The organism is Fictibacillus sp. WQ 8-8 (assembly GCF_024494405.1).
GTDB lineage: Bacteria > Bacillota > Bacilli > Bacillales > Fictibacillaceae > Fictibacillus_C > Fictibacillus_C marinisediminis.
In genome coordinates, this window is record NZ_JAMXKG010000004.1 from 325,990 (window position 1) to 352,472 (window position 26,483).

At 42.9% G+C, this 26,483-nt stretch carries 27 protein-coding genes and 7 tRNA genes; 7 read left to right on the forward strand and 27 right to left on the reverse strand.

Features of this window, described 5'->3' with window-relative positions; all coding sequences use genetic code 11:
• Nucleotides 1-3: 3 nt before the first annotated feature.
• From pstB to M1K46_RS11300, 16 genes are all read right to left on the reverse strand, one after another.
• Complete coding sequence (gene pstB / locus M1K46_RS11225) at nucleotides 4-822, reverse strand: phosphate ABC transporter ATP-binding protein PstB (protein WP_053357872.1); 819 nt, start codon at nucleotides 820-822, stop codon at nucleotides 4-6.
• A 23-nt stretch (nucleotides 823-845) separates the two neighbouring features.
• Nucleotides 846-1,733, reverse strand: a complete 888-nt coding sequence (gene pstA, locus M1K46_RS11230) for a phosphate ABC transporter permease PstA (RefSeq protein WP_053357871.1) — start codon at nucleotides 1,731-1,733, stop codon at nucleotides 846-848.
• Nucleotides 1,733-2,644 carry a phosphate ABC transporter permease subunit PstC gene (gene pstC / locus M1K46_RS11235; protein WP_248254681.1) on the reverse strand — a complete coding sequence of 304 codons (912 nt, stop codon included), beginning with the start codon at nucleotides 2,642-2,644 and terminating at the stop codon, nucleotides 1,733-1,735. Before pstC ends, pstA begins: the two co-directional genes overlap by 1 nt.
• 107 nt (nucleotides 2,645-2,751) lie before the next feature.
• Complete coding sequence (locus M1K46_RS11240; RefSeq protein ID WP_256226057.1) at nucleotides 2,752-3,657, reverse strand: phosphate ABC transporter substrate-binding protein; 906 nt, start codon at nucleotides 3,655-3,657, stop codon at nucleotides 2,752-2,754.
• A gap of 273 nt (nucleotides 3,658-3,930) precedes the next feature.
• Nucleotides 3,931-5,943 carry a peptidoglycan D,D-transpeptidase FtsI family protein gene (locus tag M1K46_RS11245; protein ID WP_256226058.1) on the reverse strand — a complete coding sequence of 671 codons (2,013 nt, stop codon included), beginning with the start codon at nucleotides 5,941-5,943 and terminating at the stop codon, nucleotides 3,931-3,933.
• A 113-nt stretch (nucleotides 5,944-6,056) separates the two neighbouring features.
• Nucleotides 6,057-7,334, reverse strand: coding sequence for an MFS transporter (locus M1K46_RS11250; RefSeq protein ID WP_256226059.1), 1,278 nt, complete (start codon nucleotides 7,332-7,334; stop codon nucleotides 6,057-6,059).
• Nucleotides 7,335-7,490: 156 nt separating this feature from the next.
• A complete protein-coding gene (locus M1K46_RS11255) occupies nucleotides 7,491-8,102 on the reverse strand; it encodes a superoxide dismutase (RefSeq protein WP_053357866.1) in 612 nt (203 codons plus the stop codon).
• Nucleotides 8,103-8,389: 287 nt separating this feature from the next.
• Nucleotides 8,390-8,465 (reverse strand) — tRNA-Phe (locus tag M1K46_RS11260).
• Nucleotides 8,466-8,478: 13 nt separating this feature from the next.
• Nucleotides 8,479-8,555 (reverse strand) — tRNA-Met (locus M1K46_RS11265).
• Nucleotides 8,556-8,733: 178 nt separating this feature from the next.
• Nucleotides 8,734-8,826, reverse strand: a tRNA-Ser gene (locus M1K46_RS11270).
• 13 nt (nucleotides 8,827-8,839) lie between these two features.
• A tRNA-Ile gene (locus tag M1K46_RS11275) sits at nucleotides 8,840-8,916 on the reverse strand.
• 34 nt (nucleotides 8,917-8,950) lie between these two features.
• Nucleotides 8,951-9,026: transfer RNA gene (locus M1K46_RS11280), tRNA-His, on the reverse strand.
• Nucleotides 9,027-9,043: 17 nt separating this feature from the next.
• Nucleotides 9,044-9,120 (reverse strand) — tRNA-Met (locus M1K46_RS11285).
• 6 nt (nucleotides 9,121-9,126) lie between these two features.
• A tRNA-Asn gene (locus M1K46_RS11290) sits at nucleotides 9,127-9,201 on the reverse strand.
• Between the two features lie 144 nt (nucleotides 9,202-9,345).
• Nucleotides 9,346-9,828 (reverse strand): DUF456 domain-containing protein, encoded by a 483-nt coding sequence (locus M1K46_RS11295; protein ID WP_256226060.1) that lies wholly within the window; start codon nucleotides 9,826-9,828, stop codon nucleotides 9,346-9,348.
• Between the two features lie 31 nt (nucleotides 9,829-9,859).
• Nucleotides 9,860-11,464, reverse strand: a complete 1,605-nt coding sequence (locus M1K46_RS11300) for a Na/Pi cotransporter family protein (protein WP_305584994.1) — start codon at nucleotides 11,462-11,464, stop codon at nucleotides 9,860-9,862.
• 182 nt (nucleotides 11,465-11,646) lie between these two features.
• Between M1K46_RS11300 and M1K46_RS11305 the strand changes: the two genes are divergently transcribed.
• A complete protein-coding gene (locus M1K46_RS11305) occupies nucleotides 11,647-12,414 on the forward strand; it encodes a DUF1189 domain-containing protein (RefSeq protein ID WP_256226061.1) in 768 nt (255 codons plus the stop codon).
• Nucleotides 12,415-12,455: 41 nt separating this feature from the next.
• Here the strand turns inward: M1K46_RS11305 and M1K46_RS11310 are convergent, their stop codons facing one another.
• Nucleotides 12,456-13,331 carry a DUF1002 domain-containing protein gene (locus tag M1K46_RS11310; protein WP_091005265.1) on the reverse strand — a complete coding sequence of 292 codons (876 nt, stop codon included), beginning with the start codon at nucleotides 13,329-13,331 and terminating at the stop codon, nucleotides 12,456-12,458.
• Between the two features lie 194 nt (nucleotides 13,332-13,525).
• Between M1K46_RS11310 and M1K46_RS11315 the strand changes: the two genes are divergently transcribed.
• Together M1K46_RS11315 and ispG are read left to right on the forward strand one after the other, a co-directional pair.
• The gene (locus M1K46_RS11315) at nucleotides 13,526-13,855 is read left to right on the forward strand and encodes a hypothetical protein (RefSeq protein WP_256226062.1); all 330 of its coding nucleotides are present in this window, start codon (nucleotides 13,526-13,528) and stop codon (nucleotides 13,853-13,855) included.
• Nucleotides 13,856-13,952: 97 nt separating this feature from the next.
• Nucleotides 13,953-15,056, forward strand: coding sequence for a flavodoxin-dependent (E)-4-hydroxy-3-methylbut-2-enyl-diphosphate synthase (gene ispG, locus M1K46_RS11320; RefSeq protein ID WP_062234938.1), 1,104 nt, complete (start codon nucleotides 13,953-13,955; stop codon nucleotides 15,054-15,056).
• 46 nt (nucleotides 15,057-15,102) lie between these two features.
• Here ispG and M1K46_RS11325 read toward each other — a convergent pair whose 3' ends face one another.
• The 6 genes from M1K46_RS11325 to M1K46_RS11350 form a co-directional block, all read right to left on the reverse strand.
• Nucleotides 15,103-15,495 (reverse strand): hypothetical protein, encoded by a 393-nt coding sequence (locus M1K46_RS11325; protein WP_053357860.1) that lies wholly within the window; start codon nucleotides 15,493-15,495, stop codon nucleotides 15,103-15,105.
• Nucleotides 15,496-15,621: 126 nt separating this feature from the next.
• Nucleotides 15,622-15,834, reverse strand: a complete 213-nt coding sequence (locus M1K46_RS11330) for a DUF1540 domain-containing protein (protein ID WP_053357859.1) — start codon at nucleotides 15,832-15,834, stop codon at nucleotides 15,622-15,624.
• A gap of 64 nt (nucleotides 15,835-15,898) precedes the next feature.
• The gene (locus tag M1K46_RS11335; protein WP_062234930.1) at nucleotides 15,899-16,312 is read right to left on the reverse strand and encodes a Fur family transcriptional regulator; all 414 of its coding nucleotides are present in this window, start codon (nucleotides 16,310-16,312) and stop codon (nucleotides 15,899-15,901) included.
• 12 nt (nucleotides 16,313-16,324) lie between these two features.
• Nucleotides 16,325-17,179, reverse strand: a complete 855-nt coding sequence (locus M1K46_RS11340) for a metal ABC transporter permease (RefSeq protein WP_091004627.1) — start codon at nucleotides 17,177-17,179, stop codon at nucleotides 16,325-16,327.
• Nucleotides 17,180-17,194: 15 nt separating this feature from the next.
• Nucleotides 17,195-17,962: a metal ABC transporter ATP-binding protein gene (locus M1K46_RS11345; protein WP_062234925.1), complete on the reverse strand. Its 768-nt coding sequence runs from the start codon at nucleotides 17,960-17,962 to the stop codon at nucleotides 17,195-17,197.
• 84 nt (nucleotides 17,963-18,046) lie between these two features.
• A complete protein-coding gene (locus M1K46_RS11350; protein WP_256226063.1) occupies nucleotides 18,047-18,697 on the reverse strand; it encodes an HAD family hydrolase in 651 nt (216 codons plus the stop codon).
• Nucleotides 18,698-18,855: 158 nt separating this feature from the next.
• Here M1K46_RS11350 and M1K46_RS11355 point away from each other — a divergent pair, with 158 nt between their 5' ends.
• A complete protein-coding gene (locus M1K46_RS11355) occupies nucleotides 18,856-20,139 on the forward strand; it encodes an NCS2 family permease (protein WP_256226064.1) in 1,284 nt (427 codons plus the stop codon).
• A gap of 86 nt (nucleotides 20,140-20,225) precedes the next feature.
• Complete coding sequence (locus tag M1K46_RS11360) at nucleotides 20,226-20,486, forward strand: DUF2624 family protein (RefSeq protein WP_053357853.1); 261 nt, start codon at nucleotides 20,226-20,228, stop codon at nucleotides 20,484-20,486.
• Between the two features lie 27 nt (nucleotides 20,487-20,513).
• Here the strand turns inward: M1K46_RS11360 and M1K46_RS11365 are convergent, their stop codons facing one another.
• Both M1K46_RS11365 and M1K46_RS11370 read right to left on the reverse strand, forming a co-directional pair.
• Entirely contained in the window at nucleotides 20,514-21,407 is an 894-nt protein-coding gene (locus M1K46_RS11365; RefSeq protein WP_091004618.1) for a deoxyribonuclease IV, read from the reverse strand.
• Between the two features lie 28 nt (nucleotides 21,408-21,435).
• The gene (locus M1K46_RS11370) at nucleotides 21,436-22,722 is read right to left on the reverse strand and encodes a DEAD/DEAH box helicase (RefSeq protein WP_256226065.1); all 1,287 of its coding nucleotides are present in this window, start codon (nucleotides 22,720-22,722) and stop codon (nucleotides 21,436-21,438) included.
• 178 nt (nucleotides 22,723-22,900) lie between these two features.
• Between M1K46_RS11370 and vrrA the strand changes: the two genes are divergently transcribed.
• Together vrrA and M1K46_RS11380 are read left to right on the forward strand one after the other, a co-directional pair.
• On the forward strand, nucleotides 22,901-23,482 hold the full coding sequence (gene vrrA, locus M1K46_RS11375; protein ID WP_062234914.1) for a VrrA/YqfQ family protein: 582 nt from the start codon (nucleotides 22,901-22,903) through the stop codon (nucleotides 23,480-23,482).
• 112 nt (nucleotides 23,483-23,594) lie between these two features.
• Nucleotides 23,595-24,539 carry a 4-hydroxy-3-methylbut-2-enyl diphosphate reductase gene (locus M1K46_RS11380; RefSeq protein ID WP_256226066.1) on the forward strand — a complete coding sequence of 315 codons (945 nt, stop codon included), beginning with the start codon at nucleotides 23,595-23,597 and terminating at the stop codon, nucleotides 24,537-24,539.
• A gap of 45 nt (nucleotides 24,540-24,584) precedes the next feature.
• On the opposite strand, the gene M1K46_RS11385 is transcribed toward M1K46_RS11380, so the two are convergent.
• Together M1K46_RS11385 and M1K46_RS11390 are read right to left on the reverse strand one after the other, a co-directional pair.
• Nucleotides 24,585-25,706 (reverse strand): Nif3-like dinuclear metal center hexameric protein, encoded by a 1,122-nt coding sequence (locus M1K46_RS11385; RefSeq protein ID WP_256226067.1) that lies wholly within the window; start codon nucleotides 25,704-25,706, stop codon nucleotides 24,585-24,587.
• Nucleotides 25,703-26,410 carry a tRNA (adenine(22)-N(1))-methyltransferase gene (locus tag M1K46_RS11390; protein ID WP_053357847.1) on the reverse strand — a complete coding sequence of 236 codons (708 nt, stop codon included), beginning with the start codon at nucleotides 26,408-26,410 and terminating at the stop codon, nucleotides 25,703-25,705. The genes M1K46_RS11385 and M1K46_RS11390 overlap by 4 nt, the downstream gene beginning before the upstream one ends.
• Nucleotides 26,411-26,483 lie beyond the last annotated feature (73 nt).

The window sequence follows — 26,483 nt, forward strand, 5'->3', positions numbered from 1 at the left end:
CCCTTATCCGAAGCGGCCTGTAATATAGTCTTCTGTATCCTTTTTTGATGGATTCGTAAAGATCTTATCTGTCTTATCAAATTCAACCAGCACTCCATTTAAGAAGAAAGCGGTCTTATCTGAAATACGTGAAGCCTGATGCATGTTATGCGTCACAATTACAATGGTATAATCCTTTTTCAGCTCTATGATCAGGTCTTCAATCTTAGCATTAGAAATAGGATCCAATGCAGACGCAGGCTCATCAAGGAGAAGGATGTTCGGTTTCATGGCCAGGGTTCTGGCAATACAAAGGCGCTGCTGCTGCCCGCCAGACAATGATAAAGCCGACTCATGAAGCCTGTCTTTAACTTCATCCCACAAAGCGGCCTTCCGAAGGCTTTCTTCCACAATTTCATCAAGCTTCTTTCTCGAACGGATTCCGTTGAACTTCAAAGCATGCGTAATATTATTGTAGATAGACTTAGGAAATGGATTGGGCTTTTGAAACACCATGCCGATTTCTTTCCGAAGAGCGACAACATTTATGTCATCGCCGATCAGATTAACATCGTCATAGATGATTCCACCTGTGCTTCGTGCCCCGGGAATCAGGTCATTCATACGGTTAATGGAACGAAGGAAGGTTGATTTTCCGCAGCCTGACGGACCGATCAACGCTGTCACACCGTTCTTCTCGATTGAAAAATTGACCTCTTTTACCGCATGGTTGTCACCGTAATAAATATTCAAGTTTTCGATATTTAAAGCAACCGGATTATTCTCTTTATTCGGTTGTTCAGTTAATGGTTTTGTCTCTTTTTTTTCCATCACAGTTTTCATGTTACCCCACCTATATTCTAAAGTTATTTAGAAGCTGTTATCTTTCTGTGAACCACACTGCCGATCCAGCGGGCCAGCAAGTTAAAGATCAATACAGAGATAATCAGAACTGCTGAGGATCCGTCTGCCACTTCGCGCACATCAGGAATTAACCCTTGTGTGTTAACCGCCCAAATATGCACCGCAAGTGTTTCTGCCGGACGGAACACGTTAAGAGGAGAAGTCGAATCAAACGGATTCCAGTTTGCGAAATCAAGCGTTGGCGTTGTAAGTCCTGCCGTAAAGAGCAATGCTGCAGCTTCACCGAACACACGGCCTGATGCAAGAATCGCTCCAGTTAGAATGCTTGGAAATGCTGCCGGAAGCAGGACCGTTTTGATCGTGTGCCAGTGTGTGATTCCGAGAGCAAGACTAGCTTCTTTTTGGTCTCTTTGAACCGTAAGGAGGGCATCTTCACAAACCCTTACCATAACAGGAAGATTAAACACTGTAAGTGCCAGTGCGCCGCCGAGGATTGAATATCCCCAGCCTGTAAGATTAACGAACATTAATAATCCAAACATACCGATGACAATCGATGGCAATGAAGCCAATACTTCAATACATGTTCTGATCGCATTTGTCAGCTTCCCTGGACGTGCATATTCTGCCATGTAAATTCCGCCTCCAAGTCCAAGCGGAATCGTGAACACCATGGTTAGGAAGAGAATATAGAAAGAGTTAAAAAGCTGGTTCCCAATACCTCCGCCTGCTCTGAAGGAGCTTGATGGAGAGGTTAAAAATTCAAGGTTAAGCTTTGAAAAACCATGAAAAATAATATATCCGAGCAGTCCGACTAGAACAGTAACGATCGTTGCTGCGATCAAGTAAAAAATAAAAGTAGCAATGCGGTCTGTAACTTTGCTGTTCATTAGAACTGCCTCCTTGAAGAAAGATAACGAATTAAGATGATAAAGATAAAGGACATCGCTAAAAGAATAAGCGCAAGCGACCAAAGAACATTATTTTCCACGCTACCAAAGGTCGTGTGCCCCATGTTCAACGTAATGATGGTCGTTAATGTAGCTGATGGATCAGTGATCGCAGATGGAAGTGTACGAACGTTTCCGATGACCATCTGAACAGCAAGTGCTTCACCGAACGCACGAGCCATCCCAAGAACAACAGCGGTTAAAAGTGTGGGCATAGCCGCAGGAATCAATACTCTCCAAATGGTTTGCCAACGTGTCGCACCGATCGCGTAAGAAGATTCCCTTAGCCCCTTTGGCAACGAACTCATCGCATCTGTAGCGATACTTGTTACTGTAGGGAGAATCATAATGGAAAGGACAATCATACCTGCGAGCAAACTGAATCCTTGTCCGCCCACTGTATCGCGGAGGAACGGAACAAGAACGGAAAGGCCGATGAATCCATAAACAACAGATGGAATACCAACAAGCAATTCAATAACCGGCTGGAGAATCTTTTTTCCCCAGGAAGGCGCAATTTCCGTCATAAAGATTGCACCGCCAATACCAAGAGGTGCTGCAATTAAAGCAGATAGGATGGTAACAGCAAAAGAACCAATTATGAATGGTAGGGCACCATAGGCTGGACTCTCTGCGTTGGTTGGATTCCAGTTCGTGCTGGTTAAAAATTCATAAATACTTACCCCGTTATTAAAAAAGGCTTGTAATCCTTTAGTACCTAGGAAAATCGTAATAGCAATCGTGGCACTTATAATAATCAGCGCACTGATTAACACTATTGACTTCCCCCGCATTTCCATTTGAAGTGCAGACTTGTTTGATTTTTTCAGCAGCCTTTGACTGGCTGTCATTGTCTTATTATCCATTTTCGTACCTCCCCAAAACGCCCTAACAGGGTAAATATCCACTTCAATATGGATACTTACCCTGATTTAGGCCTTCTTAACTTTCTTTATGGTTACTTTTTCGTAACTTTCCCTTCGGCATCACGTTTAACTTCCATTTTGCTTGCAGGGATGTATCCTTGATCAGGAACAAGTTTATTTTGAATGTCATCGCTCATTAAATAATCAAGGAACTGTTTTTCCAAGCCTTTTGGCTCTCCTTTAGTATAAGAGTGCTCATAAGCCCAGATTGGGAATTTACCTGTTTGTACATTTTCATCAGTTGGTTTAACTCCGTCAATGCTAAGTGGTGTTACACCGCTGTTATCTGTGAAGTAAGAGAAAGCAAGGTATCCGATTGCACCAGGAGTTTCTTTGATTAGCTTTTGAACCGTGTTGGAAGAATCTTCTGTAGCTGCGCCTTCAACAGGTGTGTTGCCGTCAAGACCGTATTTTACGAATGTAGCACGAGTTCCAGAAGAATCAGGACGGTTGATTAAAGCGATCTTTTGGTCTTTTCCGCCAAGTTCTTTCCAGTTTTTCACTTTTCCTGTGAATACTTTAATCAGGTCTTTTTTAGAAATATCTTTAATGCCTACTTCAGGGTTAACTGCTGCAGACATACCGACTACTGCAACTTGGTGATCTTTAAGCTTGTCAGCTGGGATTCCTTCTTTTTCTTCAGCGAAAACATCAGAGTTACCGATCTTTACAGCGCCTTCAGATACTTGGCTTAAACCAGTTCCGCTTCCGCCTGCTTGTACTTGAATATCAGCGTCAGGGTTATCTTGTTTAAATTGTTCTGCTGCTGCTGCAACAAGCGGCTGCATTGCACTTGAACCAGAGATAACGATGGAGCCCGATGCTTTTTTGCCGCCATCTGTTGACGCACCTTCATTATTTTTGTTTCCACATGCTGTAGCGAACACGAGGAGCATGGCCAGTACTGCTAAAAGGTAAGCGGATTTCATTTTCTTCATGTTTTAGGTCCCCCTAGAATAATTTTTAAAAGATTTTTTTTGATAGAGATTTTGCTTCATCTGTGTGTCCTTTGTCTCTATCGCACACCCCCAACAAGTTCTGTTAATCACTTTACATTACTAGAATAAGCGAGGATTATTAATGCTGTTTGAATGGAATGTAAAGAGATTGTAAATTTAACAAGACTACAGTCCTATGTTTTTCTAACTAGAATAAATTATACACAGAAAAAAACGCGCCCAAAGGACGCGTTTTGCAATGAACTTATCTAGTTAATTTTTCTTATTTCCGTCTTTTTTCAGTTTAAAATATTCATCCAGTGCAGCTGCACCGATTTCGTTATTGATCGAGCCTTCTCGTACATTTGGGACGACAACAGCAAAAGCCACTTCCGGATGGTTATATGGAGCATAACCGATCAATGTTTTGTTGTTTAAGCCTGACTTCTTGTCTACTTCAGCTGTACCTGTCTTGCCGGCAGGGTTATAACTCTTATGTTTGAAATAAGCTGCGGCCGTTCCCTTGCTTCCGACCATAACCTGGCGGAACCCCTGATGAACAACATCAAGGTACTCCTGTTTCATTTCAATTTTATTCATAACATTGGGTTCAAACTTATAGTCGAGTTTCCCCATTTTACCCGGCTGAACGGATGGTTCACGAACCTCTTTCAGCAGATGAGGCTGCATCCGATATCCATTGTTGGCAATCGTGGAGACATACTGTGCCATCTGAAGAGGTGTATAAGTATCGAATTGTCCGATCGCAAAGAACATCGCCTGTGCCAATTGGTCACTCATACCTGTGTTATAACCTGTGGCCTCTGAAGGCAGGTCGATCCCTGTCGGTACACCAAGGCCGAACTGGCTGTAAGAATCCCTTAATACTTTAAATGCCTCGTTCACATGGCGGTCAATATACCGCTTATGAGAATAGTCATAACCGGCAAGTTTCATGGCGATGTTCCACATATAAATGTTGGAGGAAGCTTCCAGCGCTTTTACAGGGCCTATGCTCCCCAAGTTTTCATGGGATTTCATCTTTCTGCCATCGCCAAACGTTAATGGTGCATCGTAAAAATGGGTATTTGGCGTGATCACACCTTGCTGCAAACCAGTAAGCACGGTTGCTCCTTTAACGGCAGAACCCATGGCGAAGGAATTATACACTGTTCCAAATGGGGCATTCTTGTATTTCCCTGTCTTTTTATCGTATTGTTTTCCAGCCATGGAAAGCACTTCACCATTCTCCGGATTGAGCATTACCACATACGCTTCGTTCAGATCACGGTTTGCGTAAGCCGAGCCTCCTGACTTGGCTTTCTTCAGTTCTTTTTCAATGATTTGTTCGACTTTTTGCTGAAGCTGCATGTTAATGGTCAGAATGAGGTCTTTCCCCCTGGATCCGTCCACTTCAACGGGATCACCTACCGGGTTGCCCGATTTGTCGGTTACAAACTTCATTTTTGATTTTTGTCCTCTAAGCAGAGCTTCATACTGCTGTTCAAGGAAACTGGTTCCCACTAGATCATTGCGTTCATTTCCCCGAGAAACGTAATAATCCATTTTACTCTGAGGGATCTGTTTTACTTGCCCGAACAGAGCTTTGAACGTGTCGCCATAAGGGTATGCCCGCTTTGCATCTGGCTTGATATCCACCCCCGGCAATTCACCCAAATGCTCACTTATCGTTGCTATTTCTTTTTGGTTGGCGCCGATCTTAATACGCTGAGGTGTCAGGGCGTATCCCCTGTCCATCTCACGTTTGATGGCCAGTACCTCAATCTGCTGGGGAGTAAAGCTTTTCAGATCCTTCTTTGTTATCCGTTCCAGCATGAGGTTGTAATAATCGTCATCGCTGAGCCCTTTTTTCTCTTGTTTGCTGATCCTGCTTTCTACTTCTTTCTTATTTAAAAAGATAAAATAATCTTTCTTATCCCGTTCTGTTACGCTTTTTGTATCTTTCTGAATATAGCCCGCCAATTTTTTTGCGATCGCCTGCCGGTCCTCTGCACTCGTCTTCTGAGTGCGGGTATACGTGATGGAATAAAGCGGCTTGTTGTCAACCACCACTCGATCCTGTGTGTCGAACATTTTCCCTCTCGGAGCATCCAGCCTTGCAGTCACATTTTCCTTTTTATCAGCGGACCTGTGATATTCTTCACCCTGTACGATCTGAACATAGCCCAATCTGAAGATCAAAACTGAAAAAAGGAAAAAAACAGCCAGAAACAACGCATTTAGACGCACCGGTACATGATTCTTTTTCTTTTTTTCTTTAGTCATTCATTCCACCCTTACTTATGTATGGAAATAGTTCGATACTATTTTTCCATTTTCGACAAATTGATTTACTAAAATAATTTTAACAGTAAATCAATGTTTCCGAAAGAAAAATGTCAAACCCTAGTCCCATCTTCCTTGTCTGTATTGTTCTGTGAATAGTTCGACATGATCTCAGATTTTTGAAGGGTAGCAAACCGAATTGATCTTACACAAAAATAAATGATAAAGTGACCGGCTCCCAGTACAGGCAGCAGCACCGGAATACTGTAGTCTCCATTAAAGTAAGTGATCGTAATAAGCAAAATAACAATAGAAAGAATCCGTCCTGCATTTAAATACAATTCCCTCACCACAATATATTCGACCCTCATCGGCCCAGCGTTATCCGAGCGGCCAATCACATCATATGTCAGGGAAACATAGGGAACGAGCAGCAGCGGATAGGCAATGGAGATGACCACACCATAAAAGAGAAGCAGCGGAAACGTGACTTGAAGCAGAAAAAGGAACGGAGAAAGGAATAGGATCAATCCTCCGACAAAGATGGATTTTTTCCTTCTATCTCTTGTCATCATCCGGGAGACGATAAAATAACCAACAAAAGAAACGGCAGATTGAACAAGCCCAAATGTCCCAAGAGCAAATTCACTGTCTGAAATAATGTATACCCATATGACGATCAAAAAAATGAACGTCCCTTCCCTAAATCCCTGAAAAAAATGGGCATTTAGGATGCGGCCCCAATTTAAGTTGGTTTCTCTCGACTTTAGGATCTGCCAGACAAAAAACTTCCCCTCGGCCTTCTGTCTGCTTAAGAAAAAACTGATGATAACCGCACTGAAAAATAAAACCAATGAAACGCTGAAGATGATGCGGTAGCCAGTAAACTTATCCAGCTGCGAGATTAAGAACCCGGAGGTAATCGGGCCGACCATACCGGACAAGGAAGTTAGCACCCCAAGGTAGCCATTAAAGTTATCCCTTGTATTAGGTTCTGTCACTTCAAAGGTCAGCACGTTAAAAGCGAGCCAATAAAAGCCAAGCCCAGCTCCGAGCAGTCCGCCAAGAATGAGCAGATACTCACTTGCCTGCTTCCCGAGGAAAAGCACATACAAATAAAAAAGCGATAATATGATGACACCAATCCGAAGTACAATAACCCTGTCAATTTTTTTTGTCAACTTACCTGCAATAAAAAAAGCAACAGGCTGAATGCACACAATCGATAAATTATACAGAGCGATATCCTTCAGCTCACCAGATTGCTTCCATAAATAAATATTAACAAACGTATTAGACAGAGCCGTACTTAATGCAAAAAGCCCTCCTACCACAAGCAATAGCAGCAATTCTTTCGTTCTGTCCGTGTCTCCAAACAAATTGAACTTCATTTTGTTCTCGCCCCTTTGCAATTCACATGTAGTTTTCACATCCTGAAAGGGGCTATTCGCCAAACGAAGAATTGGTTTTTATTGTATATCATTAGAAAAAGAGTATAAAAAAACCGGCCAGGGTCTTTTTCAAAGAACCTGGCCGGCTTTTCTGCATTATTTTGCTTCGTTATAACGTTTTTCAACTTCATCCCAGTTTACTACATTCCAGAATGCATTAATGTAATCTGGACGTTTGTTTTGATAGTTCAAGTAATATGCATGCTCCCAAACATCAAGACCTAAGATTGGAGTTTTGCCTTCCATCACAGGGTTATCTTGATTCGCTGTGCTTGTTACTTCAAGCTCACCGTTATTAACAACTAGCCAAGCCCAACCAGATCCGAAACGGCCTTTTGCAGCATTTGCAAACTCTTCCTTGAATGAATCAAGGCTTCCGAATTTACTGTTGATGCGTTCAGCTACTTCACCAGTAGGTTCGTTGGATCCGCCTGGTTTTAGGATTTCCCAGAATAAGCTGTGGTTCGCATGTCCGCCGCCATTGTTGCGTACAGCTGTGCGAATGTTTTCAGGCAATGCATCAAGATTGGAAAGAAGGTCCTCTAGGCCTTTGTTTTCAAACTCAGCTTGGCCTTCAAGTGCTGCGTTCAAGTTATCAACATACGTTTTGTGATGACGGTCGTGGTGAATATTCATTGTAGTCTCATCAATGTGTGGTTCCAGTGCATTTGCAGCATAAGGTAAAGCAGGCAGTTCAAACTTTGCCATGATCAATCTCCTCCTTGGTATGTAAACATTTTTTATATTTCATTTTGGAGAAAAAACCCCAAAATTGAAAACATAGTTAAGCAACAATAATGTTTAATAAGTATCCCAACTCATACATTATCAGATTTACCCGGAACTTTCAACGATTAACCCTCTTTAATCAAAGTTTATTATGTACATAGCCGGACTTCTTTTATCCCTCGTTATGGGAGATATTAAAACAAAAGTTTCTCATTAAAAACAAAAAACCTTCACCACGTTGGGCAAAGGTTGACTATGTATGAAAATGGTGGCTCGAGACGGAATCGAACCGCCGACACGAGGATTTTCAGTCCTCTGCTCTACCGACTGAGCTATCGAGCCACTTTAGGTATTATGGTTGCGGGGACAGGATTTGAACCTGCGACCTTTGGGTTATGAGCCCAACGAGCTACCAGACTGCTCCACCCCGCGATGGTATTAAGTTGACGGACGATGTTATTCCTCCGTAATTATTGACTGTCTCTCAGAGGCTTTACCTCTTCCTCTACTCGAGTAATCATTGGAGTGTATCCGTTGAGGTTACTCGCAGCATAATCATGCTGTAACGCTCGTTGCTCCACCCTGCGATGATATAAAAATTAAGAAATTATGGAGGAGGTAGAGGGATTCGAACCCCCGCGGGTTGTTACACCCCTGTCGGTTTTCAAGACCGATCCCTTCAGCCGGACTTGGGTATACCTCCATGTGCTGAAAAATGGTGGACCCTGTAGGACTCGAACCTACGACCAATCGGTTATGAGCCGACCGCTCTGACCAACTGAGCTAAGGGTCCATTTTATGTATTAAGATAGTTATGTAAATAAAAATGGGGCGACCGATGGGAATTGAACCCACGAATGCCGGAATCACAATCCGGTGCGTTAACCACTTCGCCACGATCGCCATCGCCTAAAAAAATATGGTAGCGGCGGAGGGAGTCGAACCCACGACCTCACGGGTATGAACCGTACGCTCTAGCCAGCTGAGCTACACCGCCATATTTTGGCTCCACAGGTAGGACTCGAACCTACGACCGATCGGTTAACAGCCGATAGCTCTACCACTGAGCTACTGTGGAACAATGTTGTCCTCTAAGGGACAAGAATTACTATATCATTTTTAAGCTATGTAAGTCAAACCTTTTTTTCATGACCATTTTGAAAACCCTCGGTGAGACAGATATAAATATAGCACGTCTCCAACATTTTAGCAAGCACTATTTTTATAATACAACAAAAAGAAAATAGCCAATCATGATCACTTGAATGATGATCTTAGCAACCGTTCCTCCCAAAAAACCAAGAACTGAGCCAAACCCTACCTTAGCCGCTTCTCCTATTGATTTTCGCCCGATGATCAATTCTGCAATAAACGCACCCAGAAACGGTCCGGCGATGATGCCGGCAACAGGAATCACAAATGGGCCAAGGAGCAGGCCGACCGTGCTGCCCCATACGGCCGCTTTGGAACCGCCCCGTTTTTTTACTCCAAACAAATTGCTGAAATAATCCACTACAAAAAGAGTTGCCAGCAAAAACACTTCTACACCGATGAAAAAGGGCGTAAATGGCTGAAAGGAATAAAAAATTCCATAGAGCACAAACCCAAGAGCCAGAAAAAGCGCTCCAGGCAGTATGGGAAAGATCAGGGCAGCGAATGCCAGAACGAACGACAGGCCGATTAATATCCAATATACATAATCCATCAGTAAGCCTCCTGTAGTGTTTTAAGTAGGTTTATCGATCAAGCACTGCTTCTGCAATATTGACAGAATGGTCTCCGATCCGTTCTAGATTGCTGATAAAGTCAACATACACCACACTTTCTTGGCCGGTGCTTAAATTGTTGTTGATGTCCTGAATGTGTTTCTTTCTCAGTGTTTTCTCCATTTCATCAATATCGTCCTCAATGTTCAGAACTTCCTCAGCCATCGGTTTATCGTTCGTCTCAAGAGAAATAATCGCTTTTGTCAGGCAGGATTGGGTCAGGATCATCATGTTTTCAAAGTCGCGTGACGTTACTTCCGAAAGTTTAATATTATTTCGTGCCATAAAGCAGACCAGATCAATCATATTTTTCATATGATCCCCGATTCTTTCGATGTCCTTGCACAGATTGAGAAGCATCGTATGCTCTTTAGATTCATTCTTGGACAAAGAATGAATAGAAAGTTTAACGAGAAACTTGGTGATTTGCCTGTCAAACCGGTTAATCTCTTCTTCATACTGCATGGCTGTATCGGCATGCTTATTTTTCCGGGTTTGGAAGAAAAGCAACGCCTGGCTGAGACCCTCCCTTGAATAGTCAGCCATTTTCAGCAGCTCCTGCCTAGCTTGATGCAGGGCAAATTCCGGAGAACTGTTGATGACTTTCTCGTCCAATTTTACCGTCTTGCTGTCAACAGACCATTGATCATCTTTAATCAATTTTGAGACTGTAAAGACCAGCAATGAAATAAATGGAAACAGGATAATAACATTGCCGATGTTGAAAATTCCGTGCGCAAAGGCAATTTGCATGGCAGGCTCCAGATGGAGACTGCTTGAAATCCATTGGATCAACCCTTTGTAAGGGATAAAGATAATCACAAAAATAATCGTCCCTATGAGATTGAACAGCACATGAACCAGTGCTGCTCTCTTGGCATTCTGAGAGGCCCCGAACGATGCGATCACAGCTGTGATGGTGGTTCCGATATTATCACCAAAAAGAACAGCAAGGGCACCGTTTAAATGAATCAGGTCCATTGAAAACATCTGCTGCAGTATGCCCACGGTCGCGCTTGAGGATTGAAGGATCATCGTTGCCAAAGTTCCAATGGCGATGCCCAAAAACGGCTGATCGTTTAAATGTGCCGTGATGTTTTGAAAATCAAGGGAGGACTGCAAAGGTTCCATCCCTGCTCCCATTAGCTGAAGGCCATAAAATAGCCCGCCCAGGCCGAATAAAATTCTTCCGATGAAAACATATTTGTAACTCCGGATAAAAAAAACGAAGAATGCCCCTGCCGCAAGCAGTGGCAGACCAAATCCCGCTGCATCAAATCCAATGATAAAGGCAGTGAAAGTAGTACCGATATTGGCCCCCATAATGATCCCAACTGCCTGTCTAAGCGTCAGCATTCTTGCATTTACGAGCCCTACCGTCAATACCGTTGTGGCAGAACTGGATTGAATGAGCATAGTTACGAATAAGCCAGCCAGAATTCCTGTAAATGAATTGGTCGTCAGACTGTCCAAAAGGTTCCTCAGCCGATCACCGGCAGAGTTTTGCAGACCCTCACCTAAATATTTAATTCCAAATAGAAAAAGGCCGAGCCCGCCTAAAAATTGAAACAGCATATCCTGAACACCCAATAGAATTACAACCCCTTTTATCTAATCATTCTTATGCCATTATCTAGTTTTATGAAGGTCATGTAAAGGCGCTTCGCAAAACCTTTACAAAGGAATGTTCTCCTCATTGTCTGTTTCCTCATAATTCGCTAAAATTAATATAGACCATTCAGGAAATGAGGAGTTCAATGAGAATTTTCAACCATTTTTTCAAAAGCCTGTATTCCCCTCCAATGATTGCCCGTCTCCGTTTTCAGGGAATCGGCAAAGCCATAGGCTATGTATTTTTTTTGATCCTGCTGACATCAATCCCGGTGGGTATTGCCTTTTCTTTAGCCTTTAAATCGGGCATAGAAGAGTTCAAGCAATCGATGACTTCTGAGATTCCTGACTTTTCGCTGCAAAACGGAAAGCTAACATCCGATCTGAAAAAGCCTGTTGTTCATACAGACAGCAGTGAAACCTTCATTTTTGATACAACAGGATCAATAAAAGAAGATGATCTCTCAGATTATACAAACGTGATCGCTCTCTTGCATAACGAAGCAATCGTCATATCTGGCGGGGAAACTCAGAAGGTTCCTTACAACACCCTCGGCGATGTGAAGTTGACCAAGAAAGATATCAACTCCTGGACAAACACCTTATTCGATCTGCTGCCTGTTCTGATACCTTTGTTATTTTTATTTATCTATGTCTTTACGGTCGCGTTAAAGTTTATCGGGGTTACGGTTTTGGCCGTCATCGGATTAGTGCTGCAAAATATCAGCCATCGAAAGCTTTCTTACAGGCAGCTGTGGATCATGTCTGCCTATGCCGTAACACTTCCTACTGTTTTCTTTGCCATCATGAAACTTTTACATACAGACGTCCCCTTCTCTTTTCTCATCTATTGGGCAGTGGCTTCTGTTTTTCTTCATCTTTCCATTAAAGAAACTCCACAGCCAAAAGGATAAAAAAAGAAGGAGCCCTAACCAGGCTCCTTCTTTGCTTTTTCTTATTTTTGGAACAGGCCTTTTATGCCATCAATTATGGAAATAATAAAGTCGATGAACTTTTGGAGAAAAGATTGCGTTTCGTCTTTATTTAAAAATCCATCCAGGTTATCACGGACATTCTGCAGCTGATTTTGAACATTATCCCAATTAATGTTAAGATCCTTCATTTTGTTAAATAGTGAAACGAGTCCGTTCAGCTCTTCATCTGTCAGCTGAATTCCGAGACGCTCAGCTACCCGTTTGATGAGATCACGAAGTTCATCTTCATTATTAACCGGATGTTTGGCCAGCTCTTGTTTGATTTCTGTAATAAGCTGTGTGGCTTCCTTCGTTCCGATTCGATCACCAAGCTGTGCCGTTCTTACAACCTCTTCATTGGCAACTTGCTTCTTTTCCTCAGGGATATTCACGTTAGCTTTCTGTTCATAGGCCTTTAGGATTCCTGTAAGAGCAGCTGTTCCAGACACTTCGAACGGAGCAGTAACATAGATGTCTGCATCCTTTACTCCTGCTGTTACAAGAGCATTAACAATCATGCTGTCGGTTACCCAGTTGATGTTTTTCGAATCCACATGCAGCCCTTTACCCTTCTCAGCAAGTGTGATTTTTGAAGATGAAATAGCACGTGTTCCTAATTGCGCTTTGGAAATATACTTACCGAGATATTGATGCTCTTCTTCGTTCGTTACATTTACGGAATCAACGTTAGAGTCAACACCCATCTCTTCTAAGATTTTTGCCTTTTGGTCCGGTGTCAGATCTTCGCCAAGTGTTACGATTACATCTCCAGGCGCTGCATCAGCAAATGCTTTTAAAGGTACCATGAATGTAAGTAAGACCATTATTGGCACTAACCATTTTGCATTCCATTTCATGTTTATACTCCACCTCATTGTTTGTATTTCCCTTTTTGACCCTGTATCTTTCTCTTTTTCTTGCAGATATACTTCCATTTTACACCACATAACTTTCAAGGAGCAATTTAATACTTGAAAAATAGGTGTCTAAAGGAATAAACCGAGAGGCCGCAGCATATATATTCTCCATATATCAAAAGGGGGACAAGCCTTTGAAAAAATTTCTGCTCTTCTGCCTGTCACTAGTTATTGTTTATACCATTGCTTATGATCTCAAAATTGGAACTCTACAGTCCTATAGCTCAAAACCAGCCCCCGTTTCTGCGGTCAGTATAAAAAATAGCACACCTTATAAAAAAGTGAAAGTTTTTTCTGGAGATACCGTTCTTTCGATCATTGAAAAGGTGAACCCCGCTTCCCTTTCCAAGCCAATTCCTGAGATTATTAAGGACTTTCAGAGATATAATCACAATATCCGGCCTGAAAGCATTCAAGTTGGAAAGATGTATAATTTTCCGGTCTATAAAGAACTAAAACACTAGATTTCTTGCCAAACTAAAGGAACCCTTGATAAAATGTACTACTGTACAGATGTTGCTTTTTATCTGTCATACTAGAAATTAAAGGAGCGGTTCACCAATGAGTGAAATTACGCATCGTTCAAAAACGAGACCTGTCAAAGTCGGCCCTTTAACAATCGGCGGCAACGACCAGGTAATCGTTCAAAGCATGACGACTACAAAAACGCATGATGTTGAAGCTACTGTTGCAGAAATCAAACGCCTGGAAGAGGCAGGATGCCAAATTGTCCGCGTCGCCTGTCCTGACATGCGCGCAGCAGAGGCTATTGCCGATATAAAAAAACAAATATCCATTCCGCTTGTCGTTGATATTCATTTTGATTATAAGCTCGCTCTTAAAGCGATTGAAGGCGGCGCCGACAAGATCAGAATCAACCCGGGCAACATCGGGCGCAAAGAAAAAGTAGAAGCTGTCGTTAAAGCAGCAAAAGCTAAAGGTATTCCGATTCGTATCGGTGTTAACGCGGGCTCTCTCGAGAAGAAATATCTTGAAAAATACGGATACCCGACAGCAGAAGGCATGGTTGAGAGTGCACTTGATCATATTAAGATTCTCGAAGATCTTGATTTTCATGACATTATCGTGTCCATGAAGGCTTCTGATGTTAACTTGGCAATAGAAGCGTATGAAAAAGCAGCACAAGCCTTTGACTATCCTCTCCATCTCGGCATCACCGAATCCGGTACTCTTTTTGCCGGAACCGTAAAAAGTGCAGCAGGATTGGGTGTTATCCTCAGCAAAGGAATCGGAAACACACTCCGTATATCTTTAAGTGCAGACCCTGTTGAGGAAGTGAAGGTGGCAAGAGAGCTGCTGAAATCGTTCGGATTGCTTTCTGATGCAGCTACACTGATTTCTTGTCCTACATGCGGAAGAATTGAAATTGACCTGATTTCAATCGCCAATGAAGTAGAGGAATATATCTCTAAAATTCGTGCGCCGATTAAGGTTGCTGTACTCGGCTGCGCCGTTAACGGACCAGGAGAAGCGCGCGAAGCTGATATTGGCATCGCAGGCGCAAGAGGCGAAGGTTTGCTTTTCCGCCACGGAGAAATTGTACGCAAGATTCCAGAAGATCAGCTGCTTGATGAGCTGAAAAAAGAAATCGATAAATTGGCTGAAGAACATCATGCAAAACAACAAGCTGAATTTGTAAAATAACAAAAAGCCTGCCGGATGAACCGGCAGGCTTTTTTTGCTCCTGTATTTAAAAGAAGGGGGCAAATAATAAACTGATGACAATGGAAGCAATCCCAATACCGATCGCCCAGTAACCTGAAGTAGTTGCTCCCCGCCTAGCTGCAATAAAACCGCCGATAATACCGGCAGCCCCGAAAAGGACAGGAAGAATGAACAATGACAGAACAGACAGGATAACGGAAAACATTCCGATTACCCTTCCTGCCTGGCCGCGGTCATCTCTTTCTTCATGTCTTTCTCTTTCTACATGCTCACGTTCGTCTCGGGGACGATCATACTCAGGAAGAGCTGCTCCGCTCGTGATCGGGACAACATCAGCAGCCATTTCCTCTCTGTAATCCGAATCCCGGTTAACAGGTTCTCTTCTGTATTCCGATTCAAATTCTTTATCTTCTGCCATACCGAATCCCTCACTTTCTTTTGTGGAGCGTTTTTAGTATGGCTTTAAACAAGGTAAATATAGTTGTTAATTTAATGAAAAGCTGAAGCGGCAAATAAAAAAGGAGCGGTAAACGCTCCTTTTTTATCATTGTTTTCGCTTGAATGTATGGCAGCAGGTTTCAGCCGGTTTATCGGCGTTGTCTTTGTGATTGGCATCTCCGCTCAGATCACCGCTTGCTTCCATATCGTATCTATTGTTGGCATGCTTATCGATTTCAACAAGGATGGCATCGGCTACACAATTGTTGCCTTCTCCCCAATATGTGCAGTTGGCTACATTACATTTTACTGTTGGCAAAATGACTCTCCTCCTTTACGGCTAGGATGCCACATTTAGAGGAAAGTCATACCTCAATCCTCGATCAGTTTACACATACCTGGCAGATACCATAAATTTCGAATTTATGTCCGGTAACGGTAAAGTCCGACAAATCTGTGGTTACATTTTCCATAGGACAGGCATTGATTTCCTTTGTCTTTCCGCACTTCAAACAGATCAAATGATGATGATGTTCCTGTGTAGGACAAGTGAACCGGAATTTTTTCTCCCCTTCCAGTTCAGTCTCTTCTAATATATCCAGGTCTGAGAAGGTAGAAAGATTGCGGTAAATGGTATCAAAACTCAATCCAGGATAATTCTCTTTCAGTGAATCTTGAACATCTCTGGCGCTTAGATACCTTTTTTCATCGGAAAACAATTGAAGGATGTCTTTCCGTTTATCGGTATATTTATAGCCCTTCTTTTTCAATAAATCAATGGCGGTTAAAACGTCCATACTGCACCTCCACTATTGGTTAATCGCTATTTTTCTTCTGGAACGCAGCTTTTTCCACAAGAGCGACAGCAATAAAATGATAACCGAGATCATTACGATAGTGCCGCCAGGGGCAAAGTCCAGATAATAAGACAGAATGAGGCCAAGAATGACCGCTGTTTCGCCAAAGATGACAGACAAAACAAATGTCTGCTTAAACCCGTTCGCAAGCCGGATACTGGCTGCAACCGGCAATGTCATCAAAGAAGAAACAAGCAAAATCCCTACAATTTTCATGGAAGAAGCAATGACAAGAGCCACCATGACAATGAATAGAAACTGTATCCACTTTCCTCTAATCCCAGAAACAGCAGCCTGCTCCTCATCAAAGGAGAGCACAAATAATTCTTTATATAAAAACAGTACAAAGGCAAACACAAGCAAAAGAATAAAAAAGATTGTCCATACATCGGATTCTTTAACAGCCAGTACGCTTCCGAATAAATAATTGAATAAGTCCGTGTTAAAACCATTCGCAAGTGAGATAAAAATAACACTCAGTCCGATTCCGGCTGACATGATAATTGGTATGGCAAGTTCTTCATAATGCTTATATACTTTGCGCAGCTGTTCGATCCCCACTGCGCCCCCGACCGAGAAGACCATCCCCATATATAGAGGATTAAGCCCGCTGAAGAATCCGACGTTACGGCCCAGCAAAAGGTTTGCTGCAATTCCTGCCAGTGTAATATGCGACAGTGCATCTGCAATTAAAGATTGTCTTCTAACAACAATAAATACACCAAGTACAGGGGCCAATAGACCAATCATAATTCCTGTAAGAAATGCATTCTGCAAAAAATCATATTGAAAAAACGGGAATGACATCCACTCTTCCTCCGGTTAATGTTGATGTTCTATTACATGGACATGGTGCCCATACATTTGTGAAAAGCCTTCTTTAGAGGTTTTCTCAAACTCAGCTGTATTTCCATGAAAGTGCAGCTGTTTATTCAAACAGGCCACATGGGTGACATAGTCAGACATGACACCTACATCATGTGTAACAAGGAGCAGTGTCAGGCCTTTCTCGCGGTTCAGGTTTTTCAGCATCTGATAGAAGCTGGAAACCGATGCAGAATCGACACCGACAGTCGGTTCATCCAGGATAAGCAGATTCGGGTCGCTGACAAGCGCTCTCGCGATGAACACCCTTTGCTGCTGGCCGCCCGAAAGTTCACCAATATTTCGGTTCATGTAAGGTGTCATGCCTACGGTTTCAATCGCCTCAATGATTTTCTGCTTATGTTTCTTGGTCAAAAACCGGAACAGGCCAACCTTGCCGAACAGCCCCATCGATACCACCTCATAGACAGTCGCTGGAAAAGCTGTATTAAAACTATTGGCTTTTTGGGACACGTACCCTATCTCATCCCAGTTTCTAAATTGGCTCAAGTGCTCTCCGAACAAAAAAACTTTGCCGGATTGCGGTTTTAACAGCCCTAAAATACATTTGATCAAGGTGGATTTGCCAGAGCCGTTCGGACCGACAAGTCCCATAAACGATCCTTCAGGAATCTCAAATGTAATATGTTCAAGAACGTTTCGGTCTCCATAATGGAAGGAAAGATCCTCTATCTTAACGGCTGGTTTAACAGCTTGCTGTGACATACGCGCCTCCATCTAATAGTAACGGTTACGATTTAAATTCCAATAAAGTATACAAGAAACCTCTCATTTTGTAAAATAGCGAGCTTATCCTCTCAGCTTTCTCAGCAAGTACTCCTTCAACCTCCCATGATCTTTGAGAATTTCATCTGCCCTGGACTGCTTTTCTTCAGGAAGTGTGGTCAGTAGCGCAAGAACATAGGCACCGGAATCATCAGCGGCCTGAATACCAAGCGGTGCGTTTTCAACGACAATCCATTCTTCAGCTGAATACGAAAACTGCTTAAACACTTTTTCATAAGGCTCTGGTGAAGGCTTACCTTTTTCAACATCATCGCCTGTAATTACAGCATCAAATGAGATCCGCAGCTTTTCAAGTACTTCCTGTACAAACTCTTTTCTGCTCCCTGTCGCAAGAGCGATCGGTATCCCTGCTTCCTTTAAAGCCAGGATGGCATCAACGGTTTCGTCATAGAAGGCATAGGTAGAATTTTGTATAAAATGCGACCGTTTATTATGATAGATTTCTTCTTGTTCAGTATCAGATAATTTGAGCAGATGGCGGTTATTGACATGAAGAATGGTCTGCATCCCCGGCATTCCTTCCAGCTCGTAAAAGTAATCTTCACTAATGATGTGGCCCTGCTCACCAAAGGCATAGTTCCACGCCTTTGCATGGTCTTTCATCGTATCAACCAATACACCGTCCATATCAAAACATACTGCTTTATATGTCATTTCTATCATCCTTTGCTCTGTTTAATGCTACTTCCCCTCCACTTTGAAACCTTTAAAAAGAAGGAGTAGTCAAGAAGGAGGCATTGCGTTATAATTTTTAATTGGCAGCTCTTGGCTGCTGGGTGGGAGAGGGATAAGTAAATAAAGAAGGGAAACACTTGAACGTATCAAAATTTTTTCAGTTAGAGAAACACAGCAGTTCCATAAAACAGGAAGTACTTGCTGGTGTTACATCATTTTTCACCATTGCTTATATTATTATCGTCAATCCTTTAATACTGGCTGATGCAGGAATGCCTTATTACGGCGTACTTCTTGCCACTATCCTGACCTCTGTAGCCGGATGCTTTTTTATGGGATTCTATGCGAACGCTCCGATCATTTTAACGCCGGGTATGGGCGTAAACGCCTTTTTTACCTATACCATCATACAAGGTATGGGGCTTTCATGGAGAGAAGCGCTTGCTGCTGTTATCATCTCAGGTATTTTATTTTTGGCTGTTGCCTCAACCCGGCTTAAGGATGTACTGTCAGAAAGTATTCCAGCTTCTTTAAAGCATAGTATAACGGTTGGCATTGGATTATTTCTAGCATTTATCGGCCTGCAAAAAGGCGGAATTATTGAAGCCAGTTCTACTACTTTTGTGAAGCTTGGACACTTAGGGCATCCGACCACTTTGCTTACCATCATAGGGCTGGTCGTAACCTTGTTTCTTTTTTCAAGAAATGTGAAAGGCAGCTTCTTGATTGGAATTGCGCTTACTTGCCTGATAAGTTACCTAACCGGCTGGGCGCATGGCACGGAAGATACTCATAATAAGCTTGAATTGGCGCCCTTTATGGAGCTCTTTTTCGGAGCAGATTTCAAAGGAATCTTCAGCCTTCCATTCTGGATTGCTACGTTTTCACTTACGATGATTGTTACATTTGAAAACATGGGGCTCCTTCACGGCCTTCTGCCAGATCGCGGAAAATTCCCAAAAGCCTTTCAGGCAAATGCCGTGGCATCTCTCATTTCAGGCGTACTTGGTACAAGCCCTACCATTTCTACAGTAGAGAGTGCTGCTGGGATTTCCGAAGGAGGCAGAACGGGTTTGACGAGTGTCGTTACAGGGATCTTGTTCCTTGCCTCGATTGCTGTCACTCCATTCCTCAGCATGATACCAGACGGAGCAATCGCGCCGGTACTGATCATTATTGGTGGTCTTATGGTCCAAAATATACAGCATATCCCGCTTTCTGATTTTACAGAAGGATTTCCTGCGTTTTTGATCATCGCGCTCATTCCCTTAACATACAGCATTGTTGACGGGCTGGCCTTCGGTTTCATTGCTTATCCCGTTTTGAAAATGGCAGTGGGACAGCGCAAGCAGATCCCTGCACCACTGTATGTAATCGCCTTATTATTTCTGATAAATTTCATGTTTCATTCTGTGATATAAATTACTAAAAAGCCGCTCTAAGCGGCTTTTTTCTGTTCACTTTTTTTCCGCTCCTTCATAGGATAGGGTGAATAGGAGGGGATAAAATGAATCCTTTTATGGTCCATATGGTCAACTCGAAATTAAATCAGCTTACTGCCCAGGAACTCGTTCAATTGGCAGGACAGTATCAGTTTCCGGTTTCCATGCAGGAAGCCAATAAAGTGATCGGGATTTTAAGAAGATACAACATTAACATAACAAATGCTGCCCAGCGTGCAGAAATCATTGAAGCGATTGCCGCAGAAGTGAGCCGCGAGAAAGCAAATTACATCCAATACTTAATCAACAATTATTTAAACAGATAAAAAAGAGGCGTTTTTCCGCCTCTTTTTTTATACAGTTAGGAGCTGTTCCTGCAAAGTCGGAACAAACTCTTTATTCTTCAGCATTTCGATCTCCAGTTGATATGGAGGTTTTTTATTGTTCTTATCTGTTCCAACATAAGGTGTCTCTAATATTTTAGGGACATCGCCAAGCTGCGGATGGTGGACGATATAGTTTAATGCATCAAAACCGATCTTTCCGAATCCGATGTTCTCGTGGCGGTCCTTTCGGGCACCGCGCTCATTCTTGCTGTCATTGATATGAAGAACCTTCAGACGATCAAGGCCGATCAATTTGTCAAATGTGTTCAGCACTCCATCAAAATCATTGATGATATCATATCCAGAGTCATGCGTATGACAAGTATCAAAGCAGATGGAAAGCTTATCGTTAAGGTGAACCCCATCAATAATAGAGGCCAATTCTTCAAACGTACAGCCGCATTCCGAACCCTTTCCTGCCATAGTCTCCAGTGCAATCTGAACATTTTGTTCAGGTGTCAGCACCTCATTCAAACCTTCAATAATTTTCTTGATCCCATCTTCTGTTCCCGCACCAACATGGGCTCCGGGATGAAGAACGATTTGCTTTCCGCCAATGGCAGCTGTACGTTCGATCTCAGAAGTAAGAAAGTCAACGCCCAGCTGGAAAGTTTCCGGTTTGACTGAGTTTCCGATGTTAATGATGTATGGTGCGTGCACGACCAATTCTGTCATGCCATTTTCTTGCATATGCTTGATACCCGCTTCAATGTTCAGATCTTCAATCTTTTTTCTGCGGGTATTCTGAGGCGCACCAGTATAAACCATGAAAGTATTGGCTCCATAGGAAGCTGCTTCTTCACTTGCCCCAAGAAGCATTTTCTTTCCGCTCATTGATACGTGTGATCCTAGTTTCAGCATACCTGATCTCCTTCTCTAACCTTGATGATTATCTTTTATTGCGATTTTGCCTTTTTTCCATTCTGCGTTTTTCTTCTGCCATCTTCTTTTTATAGCCTGGCTTCACTTTTTTAGGTTTCTGTACACTTGCACCTGTGCTTCCTTTTTGGACAGTGGCCTTTCTTATTCGAAGGGGCACCTCTTTCCATTCCCCGTTCTTCAGCTCTTCTTGAACAAACAGAATTTTTCGATTCTGCAGTTTTTGAATAGCGAGCTGATCAGAAGGTTCAATGATGGTTGCCGCGATGCCTGACATTCCAGCACGGCCTGTCCGGCCTGTACGATGGATATAATAATCCAAATCGGCTGGGAGCTCGAAGTTAATGATATGACTTACCCCTTTAATATCAATGCCCCTCGCTGCCAGGTCAGTCGCTACAACATATTGAAACTCTGCTTTTTGCACTCGTTTCATGATATTCTTCCGTTCACGCGGAGGAACATCGCCGTGCAGCCGCTCGGCATTCATGCCTTCTGCGAGCATGGCATCCGCTACTTCATCTGCTGTTTTCTTCGTGTTGACGAAGACTAAACAAAGGTAAGGATTATACGCTTTTGCAACTTCGATCAAAGTCTTTATCTTGTCCTTATGCTTTAGCGGAATCAAAACATGTTTGATTTCTTTCGCTGTCGTCTGTTCAGGGCTCACATGAACATGGCGCGGATTATTCATATATTTTTTAAGCAGCGGCTGCAGCTTTTCCGGGATTGTCGCGGAAAACACAAGCATTTGAATTTTTGTTGCCATACGTGCTGCCACCTGGTCGACGTCTTCAATGAATCCCATATCGAGCATTTGATCAGCTTCATCAACAACGAGCGTCGTTGCCGAAAAGATATTGATTCCTTCATTGTTCACCAAGTCTTTAATGCGCCCTGGTGTACCGATGATCAAATGCGGAGCATTCTTCAGACGGTCAGCCATTCTTTTTCGGTCGGTTCCACCAACGACCGTCTTCGCCCGGATGAAATCATCTTCAGGAAAGTATTCCGACAGCTTTTCATACTCGTCAAAGATCTGCTGTGCGAGTTCACGGGTAGGCGCCGTGATGATCGCTTGAATTTCATTTTTTTCGGTATTGATCTTATTCAGTACCGGCAAAAGGAAAGCTAAAGTTTTACCTGAACCGGTCTGTGACTGTCCGATAATGTCATAACCGTTCAGAATTCCCGGAACAACTCGCTCCTGAATATCTGTCGGTTTTTTGAATCCTTGCTCGATCATTGCGTTTAATAAAAACGGTTTTATATTTAAACGGTCAAACGCTGTTTTCATTTTTTATCACCTGACTTTTTTCCATTTGTATTGTCTACTTTTAGTATTATAGATGAAGTCTTGAAAATTAGCTATGAAGAAAAGGAATTCTGCCGTTTTGCCAAGACATCCGCACACCTTTGAGCCAGACTTTCATATCTTTAAGTGAAGGGTATTTTTCTGAAGGGAGGGTCAAACAATGCATCCATATCCCCCTATAGGTCCTCAGCGCGGACGATCGGCGGGTATACCGCCTGGACAGCGATTCACTCCTCCAGCGGGCATGCGGTCTCTAGCCGGTCTAGGCGGTGCGGCCAGATCGCCGTTGAACGTTCTGACCATGGTGGAAAACGTTCAAAAAATGCTGCAGGTTGCTGAAACAATGGGTCCCATGGTAAAACAGTACGGGCCAATGGTAAAAAATCTACCGGACATGATGAAGTCCTTAAAAGAATTTAGAGATAACACAAACAAAACGATAAAAGAAAAAAAAGAAGCCAGAGACGAAAGAACAAAAGCAAAAAAAGAAGCAGCTCCTCAAAGCAAACCTAAAAAGAAAGAGAAACCCAAAACTGAAGCTAAGCCTGTAAAAGTTGCAGTAGACAGCGAGATGCTGGAAGAAAGCAGCTTTCCTTATGATATACCGGCAGGCACTCCAGAAGACGCTAAAATTATTATCGGTCCTGCAGCCAGAAAAGTAAAAAATGTTGGAAAGCCGCCGAAATCATCGAGTAAAAGACCGGTCACACGCCTGCAGCCTCCACCAAAGCTGTTCATTTAGCTCAAAGTCCGCTTCATTGTTTTCTTATACGCTCTCCTTTATAATGGGAAGAGGTGTTCAGACCATTTCATCTGAACAGCAGATCTTTTTAGTTTATAAGGGAGAGATGAAAATGAAGGTTGTTAGAATATCTCCTCGAGGTTATTGCTATGGCGTAGTTGATGCCATGGTATTAGCAAGACAGGCGGCTAAAGATCCATCATTGCCCCGGCCTATCTATATTTTGGGCATGATTGTTCATAATAAACATGTTACCGATGCTTTTGAAGAAGAGGGAATTATTACGCTGGACGGGAAGAGCCGTTTGGACATCATCCGCAACATTGAGTCGGGCACTGTTATTTACACAGCTCATGGAGTATCTCCAGAAGTGAGACGCATCGCTCATGAAAAAGGGCTGATTGAAATTGATGCAACGTGTCCAGATGTTACCAAAACACATGACTTGATCCGGGAAAAGGAAAAAGAGGGATATGTAGTCATTTATATTGGCAAAAAGGGCCACCCTGAGCCGGAAGGTGCGATTGGCATTGCTCCCCATGCGGTTCATTTGATTGAAAACACGCAGGACATTGCCAACCTGACGATTGAGAACGCCAAGATTCTTATTACGAACCAGACGACGATGAGCCAGTGGGATGTAGCTGAGATCATTAAACAGCTGCTAATAAAATACCCAAACGCCGAGGTTCATAAAGAAATCTGTTTGGCTACACAGGTTCGACAGGAGGCTGTTGCAGAGCAGGCAAAAGAATGTGATCTTGTTCTTGTTGTAGGCGATCCGAAAAGCAACAATTCGAACCGTCTGGCACAAGTTTCACAGGAAATTGCAGGAACACCGGCTTACCGTATTGCTGATGTAGCTGAAATTGAACTGGATTGGCTTAAAGATGTGAATATCGTCGGCATCACATCCGGTGCCTCCACCCCTACCCCCATCACGAAGGAAGTTATCTCTTTTTTAGAGCAATATGACGATAAAGATCCTTCGACTTGGGAAAAAGAAAGAAAAGTAAGCTTAAGCAAGATCTTGCCAAAAGTAAAAACGAAGCAATAATAAAAAGGCTGACATAACCAAGTGGTTTGTCAGCCTTTTATTTTTTTAATAGAAAAGAAATGGATCGGTATGAACTGCTGAAGAAATGACTTCGGTAGTGTAGCCCTTTTTTTTCAATTCTCCTGATAAAAAAGTAGAGAGTCCTGTTTTCATGATCTTCTCCACATTATGTCCGGGATCGATTATGGACAAGCCTGCTGCCTGGGCATCATGGGCATTATGATAATACATATCCCCTGTTACGAGCACATCTGCCCCCTTCATGATGGCAGCAGATATGAACTTGTTTCCATCACCGCCTACCACAGCAACCTTTCTGACTGGCCTCGAGTGCCCTTTCACCGCACGCAAGGCTGGTACATCCAATGCTTGTTTAACGTGCTGGATAAAATCTTCAAACGGCATTTCTTCCGCAAGACGGCCAATCTTTCCAATCCCGAGGGTTTCTCCTTCGTTTTTCAGTTCATACAGATCATAAGCCACCTCTTCATAGGGATGAGCTTTCTTCATGGAGGATATGACTTGTTTCACCAGGTCTTCAGAAATCATCGTTTCTATTTTGATTTCATTTACCCTTTCAATCTTTCCTTTCGTGCCGATAAAAGGATTTGTCCCCTCAAGAGGCTTGAAGGTACCTTCACCTGACGTATTAAACGTACAATGGCTATATTGACCGATATGACCTGCTCCTGCCGCGGCCATGGCTTCTCTGACAGTATCCGCCTGTTCTTCCGGCACATATACCGCAAGTTTGACCAGGGATATCTCTTTGGTGCCTTTAAGAACTTCTGTCTGTTCGAGGTGCAAGGCCTCAGCCAGCCAGTCGTTCACTCCGCCCTTCGCTACATCCAGATTCGTGTGTGCTGCGTATACTGCTATGTCATTATTAATGAGCTTTTCAATCATTCTTCCCTGCGGCATGGAGAGATCAATTTTTTTCAGCGGTCGGTAAATCATCGGGTGATGGGCGATGATCAATTCCGCTCCTTTTTCAATCGCTTCATCCACTACTTCTTCCAATACATCCAGGGCAATCATGACTTTTTTTACAGGCTTGTTCAAATTTCCGACCTGCAATCCGATCGGGTCTCCTTCTTCCGCAAGATGTTTTGGTGCCAAGGCATGCAGCTCACCAATGACCGAGTGCCCGTTTGCGTATTTATTCACGATTCCAGCTCCTTCTTTACGGATTCTATTCTTTTCATCAATTGCCGTTTTCGCTCCATCGAATCAGGAGATTGGCTTGATTCCATTTGCTGAAGGATTTTGGTCCACTGCTCAAGCTCGCCTCTCCATTTTTCAATGAATGCCTCATTCTTTTGCTTCATCAAAAAAGGGCCCAGCAATAGTTCAAGCGTTTCATTCTCAGTATAGGGCTGGTTCCCTTCTTGGCGATCTGCCACCAGTACTTCATAAATCTTGCCGTCTTCTTTTAAAATTTCCTCCTGAGTTAAGGTCCATCCTTCATTTTTAAGCCAAATTCTGACCGAGTCTGCACCTACATTCGGCTGCAATATTAGTCTTTTAACACCTTCCAGCTTGGATTTCCCTTTTTCTAAAATACTGGCAATCAGTTGACCGCCCATTCCGCAAATGGTGATTACATCCGTTTCGTTGGGAGAGATCACTTCAAGACCGTCTCCTTTGCGGACTGATATTTTAGTCTGGAGGTTCGCTGATTGTACTTCTTTTAATGCTGATTGATAGGGACCCTCATTTACTTCACCCGCAATCGCATATACAACTTGGTGTTCAAGTACTAAATAGCATGGAAGGTAGGCATGATCCGAACCAATATCAGCTATCACTGCCTCCCGGTGCACATAATTTGCTACTGTTTTAAGTCTTAAGGAAAGGTTATCTCGTTTCATTTTTATCCACCTGTTTTTATTATCGTACTACTTATTATTATCATGTCACAGGAAAAAAGTAAAAAAGCCGACT